The following is a 20,485-nucleotide window of genomic DNA, read 5'->3' as shown; positions in this document are numbered from 1 at the left end:
GCTACGCCCTCGCCCTCCATGGAGTCGGGAGAGGCTCGGATCCAGGGCCGCTGGGGCGCGCGCCTCGGCAGCGCCACCATCGCCCTCGTGCTCCTCGCGGGGACGGGTTACTTCGGCAAGGTCGTCCACGCCCACTACCCGATCCAGAAATGGCTCGTCTGGCATTACGCCGGCGCGTGGCTCGGCGTGCTCGTCGTCCTCGCCGGCGCCTACGGCCTCGGCCACGTCCTCGTCCGGCGCGCCCTCGGCCTGCGCCTCCCGCTCCTCGAACACGCGATCACGTCCCTCGCGGTCGGCGTCTTCGGCTACGAAATCCTCATCTTCCTCGCCGGGGTTTTCCAAGCTTATCGGGCTCCCACGTTTTTCGCCCTCCCGATCGGCCTGCTTGCCGCCGTCTCCGTGCCCCTCGCGCGCCACCTCGCGCACGTGCGCCGCGTCGTTCTGCGGGCCTCGCGGCGTGCGCCGGCGCTCGGAAAAGGGGCCCTTCTCGCGCTCGCGCTCGGCTGCCTCGGGCTCGGGCTCCTGTATTTCAACGTCCTCACCCCGCAGAACGTCCAGTTCGACGCGCGGTGGAAGCACATGGCGCTCGCCGAGGATTATGCGCTCCACGGCGGCATCCACCCCTCGGCCGAGGGCTGGGTCTTCTCGGCGCGCCCTCATTTCAGCTCGTATCTCTACACCTGGGCCTTCCTCTTGCCCAAGGGCCGCCTCTTCGACCGTATGGTCCTCGCGGCCCACCTCGAATTCGCGGTTTTCCTGTTCACGACCGTCGTCGGCATCCCCGCGCTCGTGAGGCGCCTCGTCCCGCGCGCCGATCCTCGCTGGATCTGGGCCGTCCGTTTCCTCTTTCCGGGCGTCCTGCTCTACGACAGCTCCCTGAGCGGCGGGGCCGATCACTTCGGCGCGATGTACTCCGTCCCGATCGCGCTTTGCACGTTCCGCGTGCTCCGCGATTTCGATCCACGTCGCGCGGCCCTGCTCGGCATCCTCGCGGCCGGCGCGGCGCTCACGAAGGAGACCGTGGCGATCATGCTGGTCCCCTTCCCGGCGCTCGCGCTCCTCGTCCAGTCGATCCGCGCCGCTCGAACCACACGAAGCGCCCTCATCGCCCCGCTCATCTTCGGCCTCGCCGCCCTCGTCGCCACGTCGCCGCTCTGGCTCAAGAACTTCGTCTTTTATGGCGACCCCGTTTATCCGCTCTCGCACCGATTTCTGAACCTGCATCCGTTCTCCGAGGACGCCGCGTATCGATTCCAGTACGGCTATCTCGAAGGAAAGATGTGGGCGCCGACGCGGGACCTCGCGGGCCTCTCCGAGACGGTGAGCGCGCTCGGGCTCTTCTCGTTTCTCCCGAACGATTGGGGGAAATTCCACGGCGACGTCCCCGTCTTCGGCTCGCTCTTCACGCTCCTCTTGCCGGCCCTGCTCCTCGTGCGCGTGGATCGGCGGGTGTGGCTGCTCGTCGTGTGGATCCACGCGGCGATCTTCGCGTGGTATTCGGTCCACCACCAGGACCGGTATCTCCAGGGCCAGCTCCCGCTGATGACGGCCGTCACGGCAGTGCTCGCGCTCTCCTTGTATCGATCGTTCGGGCCTCCCGTGCGGGGCGCGCTCTTCGGGCTCATCGGATTGCAGGTCGTCTGGGGCGGGGACGTGTATTTCATCCAGACGCACGTTCACGCGAAATCGCCGCCCAAGCAGGTGATCGACCTCATGAGCGGCGGGTTCGACCAGAAATACGAGGATCGTTTCTCCGTCCAGGGGCGCTTCCAGACGCTCGGCGCCGAGGTGCCGAAGGGATCCCGCCTGCTCTTGCACCTCATGCACGTGCACCACGGCCACCTCGGCACAGGCCACCCGACGGTGCTCGACAATTACCTCTGGCAATTCGGCATCGAATACGGCCGCGCTGGCTCGCCCGAGGGCGTACGCAAACGCCTACGGGAGCTCGGGGTCACGCATGCGTTCGTCGCGCCCGAGAAGGAGAGCGACGGATCGAATTCGATCGCGGCCGACATCCTGTTCTGGGAATTCGCGCGGAGCGGGCTCGAAGGGCGCCGCGTCGTGGAGGGCGGCGTCCTCGGCGGCGTGACGGATGCGCCGATCACGGCCCCGTTCCGCGACGCGGCCCTCATCCTCGGCTGCACGAAAGACGCGCCGCCGCGCGGGCTCTATCGCGTGAACGCCCTGCACGTCCTGCCCTATGGCCCGAAGGCGCTCGACTTTCCGGCGTCCGAGATCGAGGCCGCCACGAAGGAGGCCGCGGAGCGGCTGATTCCGACCGCGGACTACGTGATCCTCGAAAAACAATGTTACGAGCAGAAGCCGGCGACGTTGCTCCAGGGCTTCGAGCTGCTCGTCGAGCGCAGGAGTCACGGCGTGTGGAAGAAGCTCGAAATCTGGGCGCGGAAGCGCTGAGCCGCGGGTCGCCCGGCGAGAAGGTCTGCCCCACCCTCGACGCCTCTTCCGGGCCCACGTGAGGCTTGACGCGCGGGGTGCCGGAGAGTACTCCGCCCCGGGCGATGGAGTCGGAGTCGGCCCCAACTGTACCGTCCGCTGGATCACGCGCGCTCGACGTGGTGCGCACCCACCTGCGCGGGGCCCTGGCCACGACGATGCTCGTGGCCGGGATCGCCGTGTTCGGGTGGGTCGTCCACCGCCATTACCCCATTCCGAAGTGGCTGTTCTGGCGTTATGCCGGTTACTGGCTGGGCACCCTCGCCGTCGGGATCGCGAGTTACGGCATCGGCCACGTCGTCCTGGAGCGCGTCTTCCGCCTCCGCCTGCCGCTCCTCGAGCACGCCGTTTTTTCGTTCGTCCTCGGCATTTTCGGATTCGAGACGACGATGTGCCTCGTCGGCGCGGCGCAGGGTTATCGCAAGCCCGTCTTCTACGCCCTGCCCCTCGTGCTCCTCGCCGCCGTGGCCCTGCCGCTCCGCCGCCACGTCGCGCATGTGCGCAAGGTCCTCGCCCGCACGGCCCCCACGCGCCCGCCGCTCGGCTGGTCCACGCTCGCCACGGTCTTCGGCGTGCTCGGGCTCGGGATGGTGTATTTCCTCGTCCTCACGCCGCACAACGTCCAGTTCGACGCGCGGTGGAAGCACATGGCGATCGCGGAGAACTGGGTCGCGCACGGCGGCCTTTATCCCGCGTCCGAGGGCTGGGTCTTCTCGGCCCGCCCCCATTTCACTTCGTACCTCTACACGTGGGCCTTCCTCGCGCCGGGCCGCCTCTTCGACAAGATGGTGCTCTCGGCGCACCTCGAATTCCTCATCTTCCTGGTGACGACGATCGTCGGCATCCCGGCGCTCGTCCGCAGGCTCGTCCCGAAGGCCGATCCGCGCTGGGTCTGGGCCGCGCGTTTCGTCTTCCCCGGCGTCTTCCTCTACGACAGCTCCCTCAGCGGCGGCGCCGATCACGCCGGCGCGATGTACGCCATCCCGATCGCGCTTTGCCTCTTCCGCGTCCTTCGTGACCTCGATCCACGTTTCGTCGTGCTCCTCGGCCTCTTCATCGGCGGGGCCGGGATCACGAAAGAGACGATCGTCATGATGCTCGGCGTCGCGCCGCTCCTCCTCGTCGGCGGGAAGATCGTCGTCGAGCTCGTGCAGAGCCTGCGCGGGAAAAGCACGCCGGAGCTGCGCCGCCGGGCCCTCTTCACGCCGCTCTACCTCGCCGCCGCGGGCCTCTTCGCGACCTCACCGCTCTGGCTGAAGAACTTCATCTTTTATGGGGACCCGGTCTACCCGGTCTTCAGCAAATACCTGCACGCGCACCCGCTCACGGATCAGGCGCTCTATCGATTCAAGTACGGTTATGCCGAGGGCCTGCTCTGGAAGCCGTCGCGGGACCTGAAAGGCCTGCTCACGACGCTCCAGGCGCTCTTCTCCTGGTCCTTCGTCCCGAACGACTGGCCGAAGTTCCACCGCACTGTCCCCGTCATCGGCTCGCTCTTCACGCTGCTGCTCGCCTGCCTGCCGTTCCTGAAGAACACGAAGCGCATCTGGATCCTCGTCGCCTGGATCCACGTCGGCATTTTCGCCTGGTATTCGGTCCACCACCAGGATCGATACCTCCAGGGCCTCATGCCGCTCATGGCGGCCGTCACGGTGGCGATCGCGCTCTCCTTGTGGCGCTCGTTCGGCCCGAGCGCGCGCGGCGCCCTCGGTTTGCTCGTGGGCCTTCAGATCATCTGGGGCGGCGACGTTTATTTCATCCAGACGCACGGCTTCGTGAAGACGCCGCTGAAATCGACGATCGACCTCCTGAGCGGCGGCTTCGAGAAGAAATACGACGATCGGTTCGACATCCAGGACGGCTGGCAAGACGTCGGAAACGCCACGCCCAAGGGCTCGCGCCTGCTCCTGCACATCTTCCTGAGCCACCATTTCCACCTCGGGACGAACCGCGAGACGATCCTGGACATGTACCTGTTCCAGTACGGGGTCGAATACGGCGCGGCGAAGACGCCCGAGGGCGTGCGCCAGATGGTGAAGGGCCTCGGGGCGACACACGTCTTCATGCAGCCCGACAAGAAGAGCGACGGGATGAACTCGATCGCCGGCGACATCCTCTTCTGGGATTTCGTCCGTTACCTGAGGGATCGAAAGAACGTGAACGAGGGCGTGCTCGGCGCCGTGCCGGACACGCCGATCGAGACGCCGTTCCGCGACACGGTGGCCGTCCTGAGCTGCTCGGTAAAAGCGCCGCCGAACGGCCTGTACAAGCTCTCGGACCTGCGCACGCTTCCCTACGGCCCGGACAACCGTCGTTTCGGCAAGCCCCTGCGCTCGGCGAACACCAAGGAAGAGGCCGCGGGCCTCTTGCCGATGGCCGAGTTCGTGGTCGTCGAGGATACCTGCTACGACGCGAAGAACCTGCCGGCGGACCTCTCGCGCTCCTACGACATGCTCGTCGAGCGCCGCGAATGGTCGGGCTTCCGCGCGATGGACATCTTCCGCCGCAAGCCACACCTGCCGGCGCTGCCGGTCCCGCCCACGCCTTAGTCCCGAGGGGGACGCCTTCCGTCTCCCGCTCCGCCAGAGCAACATTCAGCGGAGGACGGCGCTCGACTTGTTCGACGCCTTGCAGGAAACTGCATCCATGTTGCCTGGAACGCGACCTGCTTGGCTTTTCTTCATTGGTACGGCGCTCACGATCGGAGCGAGTGCGTTCGTGGGTTGCTCGGGAAACACGAGCCCTCCTCCGGACGGCCAAGGCGGAGGCGGCGGCGGAGGCGCGCCTCCCGACGTCGACGCCGGCGATACGGATGCCGCGGAAGACACGGGCAGTGATACCGGCGGCGACACGGACGGCGCGGTCGGCTGTACCGGAGCCGCCGGTTGTGATGACGGCATCTCCTGCACGATCGACCGCTGCATCGGTGGCGAGTGCCTCCACGAAATCGACAGCCTGCTCGGCTGCGAGCCGTACCAGTACTGCGATCCGGGCCAGGGCGGCTGCGTGGATGCGCCTGCTTGCGAGCACGACTTCGACTGTGAATCCGTCTTCATCGAGCACCCTTGCATTGCAACGAAATACTGCAGGCCCTCGACGAAGACGTGTAGTTTCCTGCTCCTCGACGAGGACAAGGACGGACACCCGCCGCTCTCCTGCGGGGGCGACGACTGCGACGACACCATCCCCGCGGTGCACGGAGACGGCTTCGAGGTCTGCGACGGCTTGGACAACGATTGCAGTGGCGCCGTCGACGACCACCCGACCATCGATTTCGAATCGCCCAAGACCTGCGGAACCTGCTCCAACAATTGCTACGAAAAGCTCCTGAACAACGACCCGGCCACGATCGCATGCGAGCCGAGCCCCATGCCCATGCAGGTCCCCGGCAAATGCTCCGGGAGCTGCGTGCAAGACTATCACGACGTCGACAAGGATCCCGTCGGGACGTGCGAGTACTATTGCATCAAGAGCATGCCTGACGATTCCACGTGCAACAACAAGGACGACGACTGCGACGGCCTCAAGGACGAAGACGTCGACCTTTGCACCAGCATCACCAACTGCGGAAAATGCGGGCAGGCTTGCGTGGCGCCCCATGGGACGCCGAGCTGCGTCAACAACGGGAGCACGCCGTGTTCACAAGCCAATACCCAATGCAAGATCGCGCAATGCGACCCCGGCTACTGGGACATCGACGGCTCCACGTTCACCGGCTGCGAGTACGCGTGCACGCTCTCCAACGGCGGCGTCGAGAAGTGCGCCGACGCCGTCGACAACGATTGCGACGGGTCGATCGACGAAGGCTGCTGATCCGAGCGCGATGCGCGATGCCGAGGAGCCGGGGCCGTATCGATGCGTGGCTCGCGGAGCGCTGACGCTCTAATTCGTCTTCAACTTCTCGGCATTCAGCACGAGCACGTCATCCGCGAGGATGTGCGCCCAGTTCCCGGCAGATTCGTCCACGATCACGACCCGCCCCTGCTTGCCCACGTACGCGCTCGTCGAGAGCTCGGCGGGCCGGAGGATCTCGTCCTGCTTGCCGCAAGCCCGCGCCACGACGCGGCCTTCGACCTCCAGGCCCACGAATACCTTCTGGCAATCCTTGCCGCCGCCCACGAGCACGTGAATGGGCTGGCCGTCGAGCGTCATCACCGGCAGCGCGAGCTTGCCTTTCGCCGCGTCGCCGCCGTGGTACCCGTTCGCGAACGCGCGGCCGAGGAAGCCCGTGACCTCCTGCTGATTGCCCGTCGGGCCCGTCGTCGGCGCCTTGCCGAACGCCGAGCCCGTGACCTCGGTCCCCTCGGGGAAGACCTCGTCGAAGCTGTAATGAACCGAGAACCGCGCCGCGAAGGCGATCACGTCGGGATCGCTGTCGGGGAGCTCGGTGCGGGCCGAGCGGAAGAGATCGACCGCATTGCCAGGCGCGTTCGATCGGAGCCGCGCGCGGATGTCGTCCTTCGTGCCGCCGGACCAGTGAATCCCGTCGATGTAAAGGCCGACCCCCGGCGCCTTGTCCTCGTCGACGATCCGGAGCTTGGCGCGGCGGCCCTGCAAGTCCTGGATCTGCCAGGCCTCGGGCACGAGCTTCCGGTCGGCGCGCGGGCGCACGGTCTGCGTGACGGCGCCGTCGACGACGAGCTCCACGCGCACGCCGGGGCTCGATTTGCCGCCGAGGGCAAAACGTAGCTCGGGCCGCGAAAGCACGCCGAGGTCGATCTCCACGGTCCCCGTGCCGCCCCCCGCGTCCGGCAGCGACACGAGCAGGCTCTTGCCCGTCGCGCCCATGCGCCGGCTCTTTTCGATACGCAGCCCCGCGCCTTGCATGGTCGCGCCCGCGGGGAGGTTGCCCTCGAAATCGGCGACCTCGGCGAGCCGCCCCCGAAGCTCGCCGAGCAGCTTGTCCCGGTCCGGGTGGCGCTCCAGGAAGACCTGATAAAACTCGAGCGCATCGAGGATCTCGCTCCGCGTGCCCGTGCGCGCGAGCGCCGCGACGTCGCGGGCCGGATCCGGGAGCTGGGTGTTCTTGACGCCGCGGAGCGCCTTCACGACGTCCGGATCCCAGCGCAGGAAGTGGAACGAGCTCCCGTCGACGTTGACGCGGGTCTTTTCCTTGTACTTGTCGCCCCAGGGATTGCCGAGATCGACGACCGCGCCCTCGGCGAGCAGATCCTCCAGCGTGCCGCGCTTCTCGTGCCCCGGCCGGCCGCGCTTCTCGATCGGCTTGTGCGCGATGCGCCGGTTCGCAAGTCCATATGCGTCGACGATCGGCAGGTCCGCGTACCAGCCCACGAGGCCGATGCAATCGATCGAGAGCTTGGGCTTCACCCCGCGGTCGATGAAGAGCTTGTGGACCCGCTGGCCCATGCCGGCGTAGATCGAGCCGGATTCGAACGGGAAGACGCTCTTCACCGGGTAAAACGTGTTCTCCTCGGCGAGGTTCCAGCGCTTCTCGTAGGGCTTGAGCACGCGGACCGGCAGGACGGCGAGGGCGACGGCGAGCGCCGCGACCGAGCCGAGCAGCGCGCGGGCCGGCGCGCCGAGCTCGCGCAGCCGATACCGGACGGAGATCTCGGTCACGGCCGCGAGGATCGGCAGGAGCGAGACGAAAAACCGGTGCTCCATGAAGTCGCCGCCGACCTTCATGACGTAGCGGCCGTAGACGAGGAGCGAGAGGAACGCGAAGACCCGGAGGCGCGTCTCGGCGCGATTGCGAGGTCGCCCGGCGAGCGCGACGAGGAGGAGCGGGAGCCAGATCGCCGCGCCGCTCGTGAAGACGAAATGCGTCGCGTAGATGAGGCCTTGCGCCCAGTACGTGAGGTTGCCCGATTTGGCGTAATAGGTATTCGGAAAGAAATCGCCGTACGCGCGCCAGCGCCAGAGGAAATACGGGACGTAGAAAAGGACGAGCGGCGCGCCGTACGCGAAATACCGGCGGAGATCGAGCCGCTTCCAGAATGGCCGCTCCTCGTGGTGGAGGAGATCCTCGGCCACGATCGCGAGGCCCATGCAGCCGAACAGGAGCAGGTGATCCGGCCGGGTCAGGGCGGCGGCGATGAACGCGAGCCCGGACCAGAATGCGCCATTCTTGCGGAGCGAGGCCCACATGCCGACGGCCACGAGCATCGCGGCGGGCATGGTCTCGAGGCCGGACGAGGCGAACGTGTAAAAAGGCCGGCTCGCGGCGAGGGCGATGGCGGCGAAAGGGATGATCGCGGGCTTGGGGCTCGCCTTGCGCACGACGAGCGCGACAAAGACGAGCGCGAGCACGTAGGACGCGAGGTTTCCGAAGAGGCCGGCGTGCGGGATCGAGACGCGGACCTTGGCGAGCAGGCCGAGCACCAGCGTCCACAGAAAATTCGTGTATCCCTCGACCCACTCGCCCGGGTTGAAGACGAGGCCCTCGCCACGGGCGAAGTTCCGCGCGTATCGGAACGAAATGAACGCGTCGTCACACAGCCATCGGATCTTCCACGCGAGGAAGAGGCCGGCACCGACACCGCCGAGGAGGACGACGGCGTAGAGGACACGCTTGACGGCAAGGGAGACGCGGCCGGCGAGGAAACGCTCGAAGAGGAGCAGGAGGGCCGCGCCGAGGACGAGGCCGGCGAGGAGGGGCAAGCTGGCCTTGATCGCTTCGGCCGCGGCGACGACGATTTCGAGGAGCATCACGGGAAGGTCCGGCAGCGTAAGGGCGGGATCCGGCGCCCGCGGGGGCGGAGACTAATACATCCCAGGGGAAGTTCTAGCAGCGAGGGGTCGAAGGAAGCTCGCGCCGGAGATGGATACATCACCCACCCCCGCGCATCGCCGGGAAGCGGCCGGATCGCCCCTCACCTTCCCCCGCTCACGGCGTGAGCTCCCCCGGATCGAGTCCATTTGCCGCCACGTCACCCCGTGACCTCGGCCGGATCACCCCCGCCCTGACCCACCTCGGCCCCCGCGCGGGCAAAGATCGCACATACCTCCCCCTCCTCACACGCCGGAGCCCACCCGGATCACCCCTCCCCTGGCCCCTCGCACCCGCAGAGCGGACCCGGATCACGCTTTTTCGACGATCCGCCCCCGATTCTCCTCGTACCAGGCGATCGTCTTCACGAGCCCCTCTTCCAGCGTCGTCCGCGCCTCGAACCCGAACCACTCGCGCGCTCGTGACACGTCGAGCATCCGGCGCGGTTGACCGTTCGGGCGCGACGTGTCCCACACGATGTCCCCGTCGTATCCGACCGCCTTCGCGATCGTCGCCGCCAGATCCCGCATCGACACCTCGCGCCCCGCGCCGAGGTTCACCGGCTCCTCGCCGTCGTACCGCTCCGCCGCCCGCACGAGCCCCTCGGCCGCGTCCTCCACGTAGAGGAACTCCCGCGTCGGGGAACCGTCGCCCCAGAGCACGACCGACCGCTCCTTCGCGCGACGCGCCTCCACGAACTTCCGGATCATCGCCGGGATCACGTGCGAATCCTCGAGGTCGAAGTTGTCCCGCGGCCCGTAAAGGTTGACCGGGAAGACGACGACAAACTTCGACCCGAACTCTTTCCGGTACGCCTGCGCCATCACGAGCAGCGCCTTCTTGGCAATCCCGTACGGCGCATTCGTCTCCTCCGGATACCCGTTCCAGAGGTCCTCCTCCCGGAACGGCACCGGCGCAAACTTCGGATAGGCACAGATGGTACCGGCGACTACAACCTTGGGCGTCCCCGCGCGCCGCGCCTCTTCGAGGACGTGCAGGCCCATGGCCATGTTGTCGCGGAAGAAGGTGCCGGGGTGGCGGCGGTTCGCGCCGATGCCGCCGACGCGCGCGGCCAGATGCAAGACGAGGTCGGGGCGGTGCGTTTCGAAGAGAGACCGCGTCGCGTGCGCGTCCGTCAGATCGCAGTCGGCCGAGCGGGGGACGACGATCTCACGGGCGCCACGCGCCTTCAGCAGCGCAACGACGTGCGAGCCGAGGAACCCGGCGCCGCCCGTGACGAGGATCTTGGAGTCAGAGAGAGGGAACTTCGGCATGGCAAGCACGACCTTGATGAAGGCGATACCACCCGCACGCGCTCGGCGCAGCCCGTCGATCGAGAAGTAGCGAGGAGCACATGCCGCGCAGAGTCCGCCCCAAGAAGCTCTTCCTCACGATCGGTGAGCGCGTGAAGGCGTTCCGGCTCGCCGCCGGGCTGACCCAGGAGGAGGTGGCCGAAGGCGAGTCGCTCGCCAACAAGGGCCACATCTCCAGCATCGAACACGGGCTCGCGAACCCCACCGTCGAGACGCTGCAGCGCATCGCCGAGGCCCTCGAAGGCCTCGACGTGGAGCTCGTCGACCTGGTCGTCGATCCCGAGGAGAGCCCGCGCCACGCGCTCATCGCGCTCTCGCGCACGCTCTCCGACGAGGTGCTCGCCGAGATCCTGGAGAAGTACGGGCCCGTGCCCGAGCTCGTGCCGCGCAAGAGGGAACGGGCGCACCATCGGGCGAGCGGGGCGCGGCCGAAGGCGCGGTGACTACGTCCGGGAATACCAGTCCACGAATTGGCGGATCCCCTCGCGAATGTCCGTCTTCGGCGCGTAGCCGAGCGCCGCGCGAGCCGCGCCGATGTCCGCGATCGTGTGCTCGACGTCGCCGACGATCGCAGGGCTCCGATGCACACGCGCAGGCTTGCCGAGGGTCTCGGCGAGCAGCGCGACGACCTCGTTCAACGTCGTCGGCGTGCCCCCGGCGCCGAGGTTGTAGACGCGGTAGCCCTCGCCGACCCGATCGATCGCGCGCACCGTGCCGTCGATGACGTCGTCGACGTACGTGTAGTCGCGGCTCGCCTCGCCCGTGCCGTAGAGCTCGATCGTCTCGCCGCGGTCGATGGCGCGGCAGAAGGCATGAATGGCCATCTCGGGTCGCTGCCGCGGGCCGTAGACCGTGAAATAGCGGAGCGAGGTGACGCCGAAGCCGTGCGTGTGCACGAGGGCGCGCAGCACGAGCTCCGCGGCGCGCTTGCTCGCGGCGTACGGGCTCATCGGCTCGTCGGCGCGGTCGTCCTCGGCGAAGGGCAGGCGCTTGCTCGCCCCGTAAACCGAGGAGCTCGACGCGAACACGAAGCGGCGCACGCCCCGCGCGCGGGCGAGCTCGGCGAGGCGTGTGGTGCCCTCGACGTTCACGCGCTGGTAACGCGACGGCGCGGCGAGGCTCGGGCGCACGCCCGCGAGGCCCGCGAGGTGCACGACGACGTCGAAGTCCGTGGATGCGAAGAGGTCCGCGACGGCCGCTTCGTCGAGGAGGTCGGCCTCGACGACGTGGGCGCGGCCGCGGATGCGGGCGAGATTTCGCTCCTTGATCGAGCGCGCGTAGAAGGGATCGAAGCTGTCGAGGCCGACGACGGTGTCGCCTCGATCGAGCAATCGCTCGGCGAGGTGGGATCCGATGAACCCGGCGATGCCGGTCACGAGCAGCTTCATCGCGGGCGCGAGGGTAGCACCCCGATCTCGCCTTGCCTGCACTCCGAGCCCTCGTGCGGGCGGACCGTTCTGCTATCCTCCGCCGCCGTGAGCGCCGTGGACATCACCCAGCCCTCTCCGGGCGAGCCTCCTGCCATCGCCCTGGCCCGAAAGGCGGCCGAGAGCCCGGTGGTCATCCTCCCGCGGGTCTCGCTCGTGGTCCCGGGCCTGAACGAGGCGAAGAGCCTGCCCGAGCTCGCACGGCGCATCCACGAGGCGCTCTCCGGGAAAGAACAGTACGAGCTGATCTTCGTGGACGACGGCAGCACGGACGACTCGTGGGCCGTGATCAAGCGCCTCGCCTCGGAGAACCCGGCCGTGCGGGGCGTTCGCCTGCGGAAGAACTTCGGCAAGGCCCAGGCTCTCACGGCGGGCTTCCGCAAGGCGCGCGGCACGATCTTCGTGACGATGGACGCCGATCTCCAGGACGATCCGGCGGACCTGCCGAACTTCCTCGCCAAGCTGGAGGAGGGTCACGACGTGGTCGTCGGCTGGAAGGTGCAGCGCCTCGATCCGACGAACCGCCTCCTGCTCTCGCGGGTCTTCAACGGCACCGTCGCCCTCGTGACGGGCGTGAAGCTGCACGACATGAACTGCGGCTTCAAGGCGTACCGGAGCGAGGTCATCCGCTCGATCCCGATCTACGGCGACCTGTTCCGGTTCATCCCGGCGCTCGCGGCGTCGCAGGGCTTCCGCGTCACCGAGATCCCGATCAAGCACCACGCCCGCAAGTACGGCTCCTCGCGTTACGGGCTCGAACGTATCCTGCGCGGCTCGTTCGACCTGCTCAGCGTGCTCTTCCTGACGCGTTACCAGAAGCGGCCGATGCACCTCTTCGGCTTCGCGGGCCTGACGCTGGCCGGGATCGGCATGTCGATCGAGCTCTACCTGACGGTGCTCTGGTGCTTCGGGCACAAGATCGGCGACCGGCCGCTGCTTTTGCTCGGGGTGCTCATGATCGTCACGGGCATCCAGCTCTTCTCGATGGGCTTCATCGGCGAGTTTTTGACGTACCAGAGCCAGACGCGTCACCTCGAAGACGAGCCTCCGATCCGCGAGGAAATCCTGTGATCCCCGACGCGTACTTCGACCGGTTCGAGACGCAGAAGTACCGGAGCCGAAACCCGGTCCAGCGGATGCTCATCCGCCGCTTCGCCGCCACGCTGCACTCGATGTTCCTCGAAGCCCTGCCGGCGCGCACGGTGCTCGAGGTGGGCTGCGGCGAAGGGTTTTTGTCGGGCTACCTGTCGGAGAAGCTCGAAGACACGAGCTTCGTCGGCGTCGAGTACAACCCGGACGACGTCACGCGGCTGCGCCGGCACTTCCCGCGGATCGAGGCGCACGTGGGCTCGATCTACGACCTCGGCTTCCTCACGAAGAAGCCCGACGTGATCGTGTGCTGCGAGGTGCTGGAGCACCTCGACGATCCGCGCCGGGCGCTCGCGGAGCTGCGCAAGCTCGGGGCCCGGCGGGCGCTGCTCTCGGTGCCGCACGAGCCGTTCTTCATGCTGTCGAACTTGCTGCGCGGGAAGAACGTGTCCCGCTTCGGCAACGACATCGACCACAAGAACCACTGGGGCCTCGGCTCGTTCCGCGCGTTGCTCGAACCGGACTTCGAGGTGCTGGAGCTACGAACGTCGTACCCGTGGATCCTCGCGCTCGCCGAGCCGCGGGCCTAAAACGGGAAGAAGTCGGGGCAGCCGTCGCCGGGCGCCTCTTCGAGGACCTCGTAGCAGCACTTGCCGTCTTCGAGGATGCCGTCGTCGATGACCGTGAAGGGGTTCGGGTTGTCACGCGCGATGATCTGGGTCGCGCGGTCCTGGGAGGGGCAGACGTTCGGATCGTCGCCCGGCGCGTCGGGCCAAGGAAAGCAGCGGAAGTAGGTGGTGTCGTCGCCGCACCCGGCCGCGAAGGAGGCGGTGACGGACAAGGCGAGCGCGGCCGCCGCGAAGGCCCGGAGGATGTGCCTGGAGGGATGCATCCTCGCATCCTATCCGAGCCCGCACGGCCTCTGACACTGCGCGCATTTCGCGCACCCCACGATCCGAGCCTCCGGCGGCCTGGATCTCCGCTCGTTCGCATGTTGGATCCTGCCTCTCACATCTCGCCCACGTTGACGCGTCGCGCGGCAGGCATCCCCCGACAAACCTTCCGCGTGTCCCGTCGCCCCTGACGCTCGGCTGCGCCCCGGCTGGATGCGCGCGCGGTTTCCACGCTCTGGCCACGCGCTTGCATGGGCAGATCCAGCGCGCGATCCACGTCCACGAACAACGAGGCTCTAGCCCATGGCGCTCGACCTATCGATCTCCCACGGACAACGTACTGCCCTTGGTACCCAGCCCGACACGGGCGGGCCCAGCGAAACCCGTCCCCCATCGACGGACCGTGCGGATGACGTCTCCCCGGTGACGCGAGCGCTGTCGCTGGCGCAAGCGCTGGCCGACGCGCTCGCCGATACCCGCGGCTTCGGGGTCAATGCGGCGGCGCAGCACGAACTGTCGCTCGCGCACTCGCTCGCCTCGCACGTCGTCGACATCCTCGAGAACCTGCCCCCCGATTCGGTCCGGCCGAGGACGCCCGTCCCCGACGCCGAGGAATGATCTTCCCAGCGAGCGGCCGCGTCCCGACGGTCGTTCGGCTCAGGAGGGCGGCCCCGCCTCGATCGCCCGCCGATAGCGCTCCCGCCGCGTCCCATCCTTCAAAATCTCGTACGCCTCGTCGAGCACCTCGATCACGAGGCGCACGTCGCTCTGGAGATCGGCCGTCGCCGCCGTGAGCAGGCGCGAGGGCTCGAAGAAGCGCCGGAGCTCGAGGTAAGCGCGCCGGATTTCGTAACTCGTCGCCCCGCGCCCGATGCCGAGCAGCGCGAAGTAGTCGCCGTCCTCGACGAGCGCGACCCGCGCCCGCACCCGCATGCGGATCGCCTCCTCGTCGAGCGGATCCTCCTGGGGCCTGCGCTCGGCCGAGGAGGGCCGCGCCGGCGTGAGCGCCGCGAGGACCTCCAGGCAAACGAGCGCGTACAAGAGCGGCGTGACGTCGAGCCCCGAGCGAGCCGAGAGCTCGCCCACGGTCGAGCCCGGCGCCTGCCCCACGAGCGCCGCTTCATCCGGGAGGAGCGCGCACTCGGAGAGGAGCGACATGCGCGGGCCGGCGTCGAACCGCGCAGCCGCGCCGCCGAGGCGAGCGAGCGCGGTCTCGGGCGGGATCACGCGCCGGACGATCTCGACGAAGACCTCGGCCCCGGTGGCGCCGCCGAACACGTTGGGCTCGGCGCGCAGGCGGCCCGGCGGCTCGGCTTCGAGCTCCAGGGCGGCCGACTCGACGAGGATCGCCCGGCCGATGATCCACTCGGCATGCGCGCGGAGGACGGGCCAGAGCGCGTCCTGCTGGAGAAATCCGTGCGCGATGAGCGCAGCTCCTGCGTGCCTTCCCGAGGGCGGGAGCTTGCCGGCGAGCCGATGCGCGACGTCACGCTCGAGGTCGCCGCGGGCCGCGAGGAAGGAGAGGAGCGCCTCGTCGGCGAGGCCCGATCCCGCCGTGACCACGTCGCCGTCCTGCAAGACCACGCGGCGCACGGAGCCGCCTTCATGAATCGCGAGCGAGCCTGTGGCGCGGCTGGCGATGGCGCGAGCGAGGGCGCGCGGCGCGTCGCCGGGGCCGAGCACCGTCGGCTGCGGGCCACGCGGGCCCTGCGAGGCATGCGCGGGCTGCGCGGACGGAACGGGCGCCGGCGGCGGCGGCACGGGCGGGGCGAGGCGCACCGAAGGCGGCGGGGCGTCCGAGGTGCGACCGAGGACGCTCGGGGCCGTGGGCGGAGACAACATGTTCGGGGGCGCGGCTCCGCTCGCCGGAGCGTACCCCGCGAGCGTGGACGAGAGGCGCGGCATGCCGCTCGGGACCGTCCATCGAGCCGGGAAGACCGTCGGCGGCGCGACGTCGATCACGGGCTCGATCACGGGCGGCGGCGGACGCGGCGGCGTGGGCGCGGACGCGGGCCGCGGCTCGACCGAGCGGGTCGCCGTGGTCATCTCCGTCGGCCGGACCGGCGTGCCCGCATCGTCCGCGATGCGACTTCCGCGTGGCTCCCAGGCCGTCGCGGGGGCCTCCGAGGAGACGCCGCGGATCTCCGGCGAACGTGGCGTCGATCCCCCGGGCGCGGTCTTCCCGAGCGGCTCGCTCGGCTTCGGCGTCGCCGGCATGTCGAGCACGAGGTCGCCCACGCTCGGCGGCTCGATGGCTACGGCCCCGGACACCGGCGGGTTCGGCGCGGTCGTGTTCCCTTCGGCCAGGGCAAACGAGCCCGTCGTGATGCTCAGCGCGTTTGGCCCCGTGCCTGGATCGATTCCGCCCGTGTTGCCGAGGTCCGACTGGGAGCTGTCCGCCTCGGCGTCGAGCGGCTCGTCGAGGATGGCGAGGAACTCGTCGCCGAGGACGAGGTCCACCTCTTCCTCGGCGGCCGCGGCCTGCGGAGGTGTGGACGACGAAGGCGTCTCCGAGAGCACGCGTTGCTCGGCGGCGGCGAGCATGTTCATGAGCTCCGGCGAGAGCTGCATGGGGTGCGCGGGCAGGAGCGTCGGCGGCGACTGCCCGTCGCTCTCGTCGGGTGGAAAGATCGACACGCCCATCTCGGCGATCTCGGGCGCGCCGGGGAACGCGGACTGGAAGGCCGGCGGGAACGCGCCGGTGCCGTCGTCGAGCAGGCCCGGAGGCACGGTCTCGCCTGGGCGGATCGCGTGGGCGCCGCGGTCGTCGACGATCGAGTCGTCGAGCGGCGCCGGGTCGGCGAGCGCGGCGATCTGGGCGACGATGGCGTGGATGTCGAGCGGCCGCGCGAAGGAGCGACCTGCGGCGGAGTGCGCGCCGATCTCGGCGGCGCGCATGCGGCTCCCCAGACAAACGAGCTCGGCGTCTTCCCCGCCGGGCAGCTCGCGCAGCCGCTCGATGGCGTCACGCGCGCCTGGCTGATCGATGTCGACGAGCAGGACCCGCGGCGACTCGTCGAGCACGCGCGCTTCGAGCCGCTCGATCGGCGCGAAGGCCACGGCGAAGCCTTGCGCGCGCAGCGCCGACGCGATCGTTTGCCCTTCCGCGGAGGCATCCGCGATCAGGATCACGTCGCGACGCGGCGTGTTCGGGGCTTCCTCCATCGCGGGCACGGCGTGATCCTTCGACCCGGGGCACCAGGCTGTCAACGCGTGGCCCTGGGGTCTTCCCCTTCCTACGTCCAAGGCGGCGTTCGTTCCAACATTTGGACCGACCCGCTCAGTGTATCCGGTGATAAGACGAAAGGCGCATGTCCGCCTTCGGCACCCCCCGAGAGCTCGCGCTGGTGGCCTTCCTGGTCGGGCTCGTGGTCATCCACTCGGTCGTCCCTCGGATCGGCGAGGCCATCGGCGGCTACTTCGAGCGCAAAAACAAGGGGACAGGCCCGTCGAAGGAAGCCGGCTGAAGCCCCGATCACCTCCAGCCCTCGCATTCTGCATTTGCAGAACGTAGCGTCCGGGCATCGAGGACGCCGCGCGCGCGGTCTCGTGAAAAACGTGGTAGGGCTCGGCCCGTGCAGACGCGCACGCGCAACGCCCTCGTGTTCGCGGCCGCCGCGGCGGTGGTCGTCGCGGCCGTCGTCTGGGTCTGGCAAAAACGCGAGATGGCGCGCCCGCTGCCCGGGACGCTCGACGCCATCCCCGAAGGCGCGCTCCTCGTCGCCACGGCCGACCTCGGCGCCCTGCGGCGCTCGGACGCCTTCGCCCCCCTGCTCTCCGAGACCCGCGAGATCCCCGGCCTCGGCAAGGTGCGCGACGTCTGCGGCTTCGACCCGATGGCCGGCCTCACGGAGCTCGGCGTGGCCGTGCCCGCGAACGGCGGCGACGGCGACTTCGGCCTCGTCGCCTCGGGCGCGATCGACCCGGACGCCCTGCTCGCCTGCGCGAGCAAGGTCATCGAGGCGCGCGGCGGCCGCTCCGTGGTGAACCCGATCGGCGCGTTCCGCACGGTGCGCGACGCGCGCCAGTCGACGAGCGGCGCGGAGATCGCCGTGCGCGAGGGCGGGCCCATCCTGCTCGGCGCGGGCAGCTACCTGCGATCGATGATCGACGCGGCGGAGGGGCGCGTACCTTCCGCGCGGTCCGACGGGGACCACACGAAGCTCGCATCGGAAGCGGGGCCGGGCGCGCTGCGCGTGACGGTCGTGCTCACGCCGGAGCAGCGGCGCACGCTGCTCGAAGAGATCGCGCTGAGCGGGGCGCAGAGCTCGCCGGCCGCGTCGATCGTGGGCTTGGGGCTCTCGGTTTCGATCGGCGAACGCGTGGGTTTGTCGGGGGTCGTGGCCTGCGACGCGCCGGCCCCGTGTGCCGACCTGGCGAACATTTTCGATGGGAAACGCGCCGCGCAGGCGGACGACACGCTCGCGCGCCTGATGGGCCTCGGGCCGATCCTCGAGCGCCTGCGGATCGGCGCGGAGGGCCCGCGCATCTCGGCGCGCGTGGACATGTCGACGGACGAGGCGACCGAGCTCGTGACGCGCGTGATCGCCTTGCGCGCCGCGGCAGGGCGGCAACGAGGCCCGGCCGAGCAAGACCAACCGCCCCCGCAGCCGCCGAAGGCCCCACCGGCCTCGTCCGAAGGTCCGCCCCCGGAGAAGACGGCGCCGAAGCCGCGCTGAATCTTACGGCAGCGTTCGTCTTTCGAGTGGAACGAACGGCGGGCCACTCGATTAGACTGGCGCCGCCATGTCCACGCCGAACGACACCATCCCTTCCCGGCTCTTCAAGCAAGCCGAACGCAGGCCTGATGCGCCTGCCCATCACATCAAATCGGGCGGCGTCTACCGGCCGAAGAGCTACCGGGAGCTCGCGGACGAGGTCAAACGCCTCGGCAAGTCGATGATCGCGCTCGGCCAGAAGCCGGGCTTCACCGTGTGCATCCTCGGCTTCAACCGATCCGAGTGGGTCGCCTTCGACGTCGCGGCCATGGCCGCAGGCGGCGCGCCCGCGGGCATCTACACCACGTGTTCGCCCGAGGAGGTCGCGTACATCGTCCACCACGCCGAGAGCGAGATCGTCCTCGTCGAGAACGCTCACCAGTGGGCGAAGATCGAGAAGATGCTCGGCGAGCTGCCGCGCCTCAAGCACGTCGTCACGATGCGAGGGGTGCCGCACATCGATCACCCGCTCGTCGTCTCGTACGAGGCGTTCCTCGACAAGGGGAAGGACGTTTCCGACGAGGACTTTTTCGCGCGGCTCGCGGCGCTCGAGCCGCAGGGACTCGCGACGTTGATTTACACGTCGGGCACGACGGGCCCGCCGAAGGGCGTGATGCTCTCGCACCAGAACCTCGCGTGGACCTCGGACACGGCGCAGAGGCTCGTGGGCGGCACGGCGCAGGACTGCGTGCTCTCGTACTTGCCGCTCTCGCACATCGCCGAGCAGGTCTTCACCATCCACGGCTGCATCACGATGGGCGGCTCGGCCTACTTCGCCGAGAGCATCGAGAAGGTCTCGGACAACCTCAAGGAAGTGCAGCCGACGCTCTTCTTCGGCGTCCCGCGCATCTGGGAGAAGTTCCACGCGGGCGTCCAGGGCAAACTCAAGGAAGCGAAGGGCGCGAAGAAGGCGCTCGTCGCGTGGGCGATGGACATCGCGCGCGAGGCGACGGCGGTGAAGATGCGCGGCGGGCAGCCCGAGGGCGCGCTCGGTCTCCAGTACAAGCTCGCGCAGAAGCTCGTGTTCACGAAGCTGAAGACCGCCCTCGGCCTCTCTCGCGTACGCGCGTGCGTGTGCGGCGCCGCGCCCGTGTCCAAGGAGATCCTCGAGTTCTTCGCGGGCCTCGACCTCATCGTCTCCGAGGTCTACGGCCAGAGCGAGGACACGGGCCCGACCACGTTCAACCTGCCGAACAACACGAAGCTCGGCACCGTGGGCACGAAGCTCGACGGCCTGGAGGTCAAAATCGCCGAGGACGGCGAGATCCTGGTGAAGGGCCCGAACGTGTTCCTCGGCTACTACAAGGAGCCACAAGCGACGGCCGACACGCTCGTCGACGGCTGGCTGCACTCGGGAGATCTCGGTCAGTTCGACAAGGACGGCTTCCTGTCGATCACGGGCCGCAAGAAGGAGATCATCATCACGGCCGGCGGCAAGAACATCGCCCCGAAGAACATCGAGGCGGCCCTGAAGAACCACCCGCCCATCGCCGAGGCCGTGGTCATCGGTGATCGGCGCAAGTACCTCACCGCGCTCGTGGTCATCGATCCGGCCGCCGCCGGCGAGCTCGCGGGGGCCCCCGGGGCGGATCCGGCGAAGCTCGCGGGCGACCCCGCGGTGGTGGCTGCGGTCCAGAAAGCGGTCGACAGTGTGAATTCCACGCTCGCTCGCGTGGAGACCGTGAAGAAATTTCACATCCTCGACCGCCCCTTCACGATCGAAAACGGCGAGCTGACGCCCACGCTGAAGCTCAAGCGCCGCGTGGTCTACGATCGTTACGCCCGCGAGATCGACCGTATGTACGAAGGCGCGCAGGACGCCTGACATCAAAGGCAAGCCCCCCAGGAGCCTCCGCTC

15 protein-coding genes are annotated in these 20,485 nt (G+C 68.7%); 10 read left to right on the top strand and 5 right to left on the bottom strand.

Translation table 11 applies throughout. The features are described 5' to 3' along the window. Positions 1 to 18: 18 nt before the first annotated feature. From QHF84_RS35885 to QHF84_RS35875, 3 genes are all read left to right on the top strand, one after another. Positions 19 to 2,418: a hypothetical protein gene (locus QHF84_RS35885; protein ID WP_281318033.1), complete on the top strand. Its 2,400-nt coding sequence runs from the start codon at positions 19 to 21 to the stop codon at positions 2,416 to 2,418. Between the two features lie 104 nt (positions 2,419 to 2,522). Further along, positions 2,523 to 5,006 (top strand): hypothetical protein, encoded by a 2,484-nt coding sequence (locus QHF84_RS35880; protein WP_281318032.1) that lies wholly within the window; start codon positions 2,523 to 2,525, stop codon positions 5,004 to 5,006. Between the two features lie 169 nt (positions 5,007 to 5,175). Continuing rightward, the gene (locus QHF84_RS35875) at positions 5,176 to 6,270 is read left to right on the top strand and encodes a putative metal-binding motif-containing protein (protein WP_281318031.1); all 1,095 of its coding nucleotides are present in this window, start codon (positions 5,176 to 5,178) and stop codon (positions 6,268 to 6,270) included. A 69-nt stretch (positions 6,271 to 6,339) separates the two neighbouring features. Here the strand turns inward: QHF84_RS35875 and QHF84_RS35870 are convergent, their stop codons facing one another. Next, positions 6,340 to 9,129: a hypothetical protein gene (locus QHF84_RS35870; protein WP_281318030.1), complete on the bottom strand. Its 2,790-nt coding sequence runs from the start codon at positions 9,127 to 9,129 to the stop codon at positions 6,340 to 6,342. A gap of 369 nt (positions 9,130 to 9,498) precedes the next feature. Then, the gene (locus QHF84_RS35865; protein WP_281318029.1) at positions 9,499 to 10,461 is read right to left on the bottom strand and encodes a GDP-L-fucose synthase; all 963 of its coding nucleotides are present in this window, start codon (positions 10,459 to 10,461) and stop codon (positions 9,499 to 9,501) included. Between the two features lie 80 nt (positions 10,462 to 10,541). On the opposite strand from QHF84_RS35865, the gene QHF84_RS35860 reads away from it, so the two are divergent. Continuing rightward, positions 10,542 to 10,943, top strand: a complete 402-nt coding sequence (locus tag QHF84_RS35860; RefSeq protein WP_281318028.1) for a helix-turn-helix transcriptional regulator — start codon at positions 10,542 to 10,544, stop codon at positions 10,941 to 10,943. Here the strand turns inward: QHF84_RS35860 and QHF84_RS35855 are convergent, their stop codons facing one another. Continuing rightward, positions 10,944 to 11,888 (bottom strand): NAD-dependent epimerase/dehydratase family protein, encoded by a 945-nt coding sequence (locus tag QHF84_RS35855; protein ID WP_281318027.1) that lies wholly within the window; start codon positions 11,886 to 11,888, stop codon positions 10,944 to 10,946. Between the two features lie 87 nt (positions 11,889 to 11,975). Between QHF84_RS35855 and QHF84_RS35850 the strand changes: the two genes are divergently transcribed. Further along, positions 11,976 to 12,998 (top strand): glycosyltransferase family 2 protein, encoded by a 1,023-nt coding sequence (locus QHF84_RS35850; RefSeq protein WP_281318026.1) that lies wholly within the window; start codon positions 11,976 to 11,978, stop codon positions 12,996 to 12,998. Beyond that, positions 12,995 to 13,606: a class I SAM-dependent methyltransferase gene (locus QHF84_RS35845; RefSeq protein ID WP_281318025.1), complete on the top strand. Its 612-nt coding sequence runs from the start codon at positions 12,995 to 12,997 to the stop codon at positions 13,604 to 13,606. The genes QHF84_RS35850 and QHF84_RS35845 overlap by 4 nt, the downstream gene beginning before the upstream one ends. Here the strand turns inward: QHF84_RS35845 and QHF84_RS35840 are convergent. Continuing rightward, the gene (locus QHF84_RS35840) at positions 13,603 to 13,908 is read right to left on the bottom strand and encodes a hypothetical protein (protein WP_281318024.1); all 306 of its coding nucleotides are present in this window, start codon (positions 13,906 to 13,908) and stop codon (positions 13,603 to 13,605) included. The two genes, QHF84_RS35845 and QHF84_RS35840, sit on opposite strands and share 4 nt — an antisense overlap. A gap of 304 nt (positions 13,909 to 14,212) precedes the next feature. Between QHF84_RS35840 and QHF84_RS35835 the strand changes: the two genes are divergently transcribed. Further along, entirely contained in the window at positions 14,213 to 14,527 is a 315-nt protein-coding gene (locus QHF84_RS35835) for a hypothetical protein (RefSeq protein ID WP_281318023.1), read from the top strand. 39 nt (positions 14,528 to 14,566) lie between these two features. Here QHF84_RS35835 and QHF84_RS35830 read toward each other — a convergent pair whose 3' ends face one another. After that, positions 14,567 to 17,083: a hypothetical protein gene (locus tag QHF84_RS35830; RefSeq protein ID WP_281318022.1), complete on the bottom strand. Its 2,517-nt coding sequence runs from the start codon at positions 17,081 to 17,083 to the stop codon at positions 14,567 to 14,569. Positions 17,084 to 17,220: 137 nt separating this feature from the next. Here QHF84_RS35830 and QHF84_RS35825 point away from each other — a divergent pair, with 137 nt between their 5' ends. The 3 genes from QHF84_RS35825 (at position 17,221) to QHF84_RS35815 (ending at position 20,452) form a co-directional block, all read left to right on the top strand. Then, positions 17,221 to 17,376: a hypothetical protein gene (locus QHF84_RS35825; RefSeq protein WP_281318021.1), complete on the top strand. Its 156-nt coding sequence runs from the start codon at positions 17,221 to 17,223 to the stop codon at positions 17,374 to 17,376. A gap of 108 nt (positions 17,377 to 17,484) precedes the next feature. Further along, positions 17,485 to 18,588 (top strand): hypothetical protein, encoded by a 1,104-nt coding sequence (locus QHF84_RS35820; protein ID WP_281318020.1) that lies wholly within the window; start codon positions 17,485 to 17,487, stop codon positions 18,586 to 18,588. A 67-nt stretch (positions 18,589 to 18,655) separates the two neighbouring features. Further along, positions 18,656 to 20,452 carry a long-chain fatty acid--CoA ligase gene (locus tag QHF84_RS35815; protein WP_281318019.1) on the top strand — a complete coding sequence of 599 codons (1,797 nt, stop codon included), beginning with the start codon at positions 18,656 to 18,658 and terminating at the stop codon, positions 20,450 to 20,452. The last annotated feature ends 33 nt before the right edge of the window (positions 20,453 to 20,485 follow it).

Origin of the sequence: Polyangium sp. y55x31 (assembly GCF_029946505.1) — a bacterium.
Classification (GTDB): Bacteria; Myxococcota_A; Polyangia; order Polyangiales; family Polyangiaceae; genus Polyangium.
This window is presented reverse-complemented; position numbering and strand designations above follow the sequence as displayed.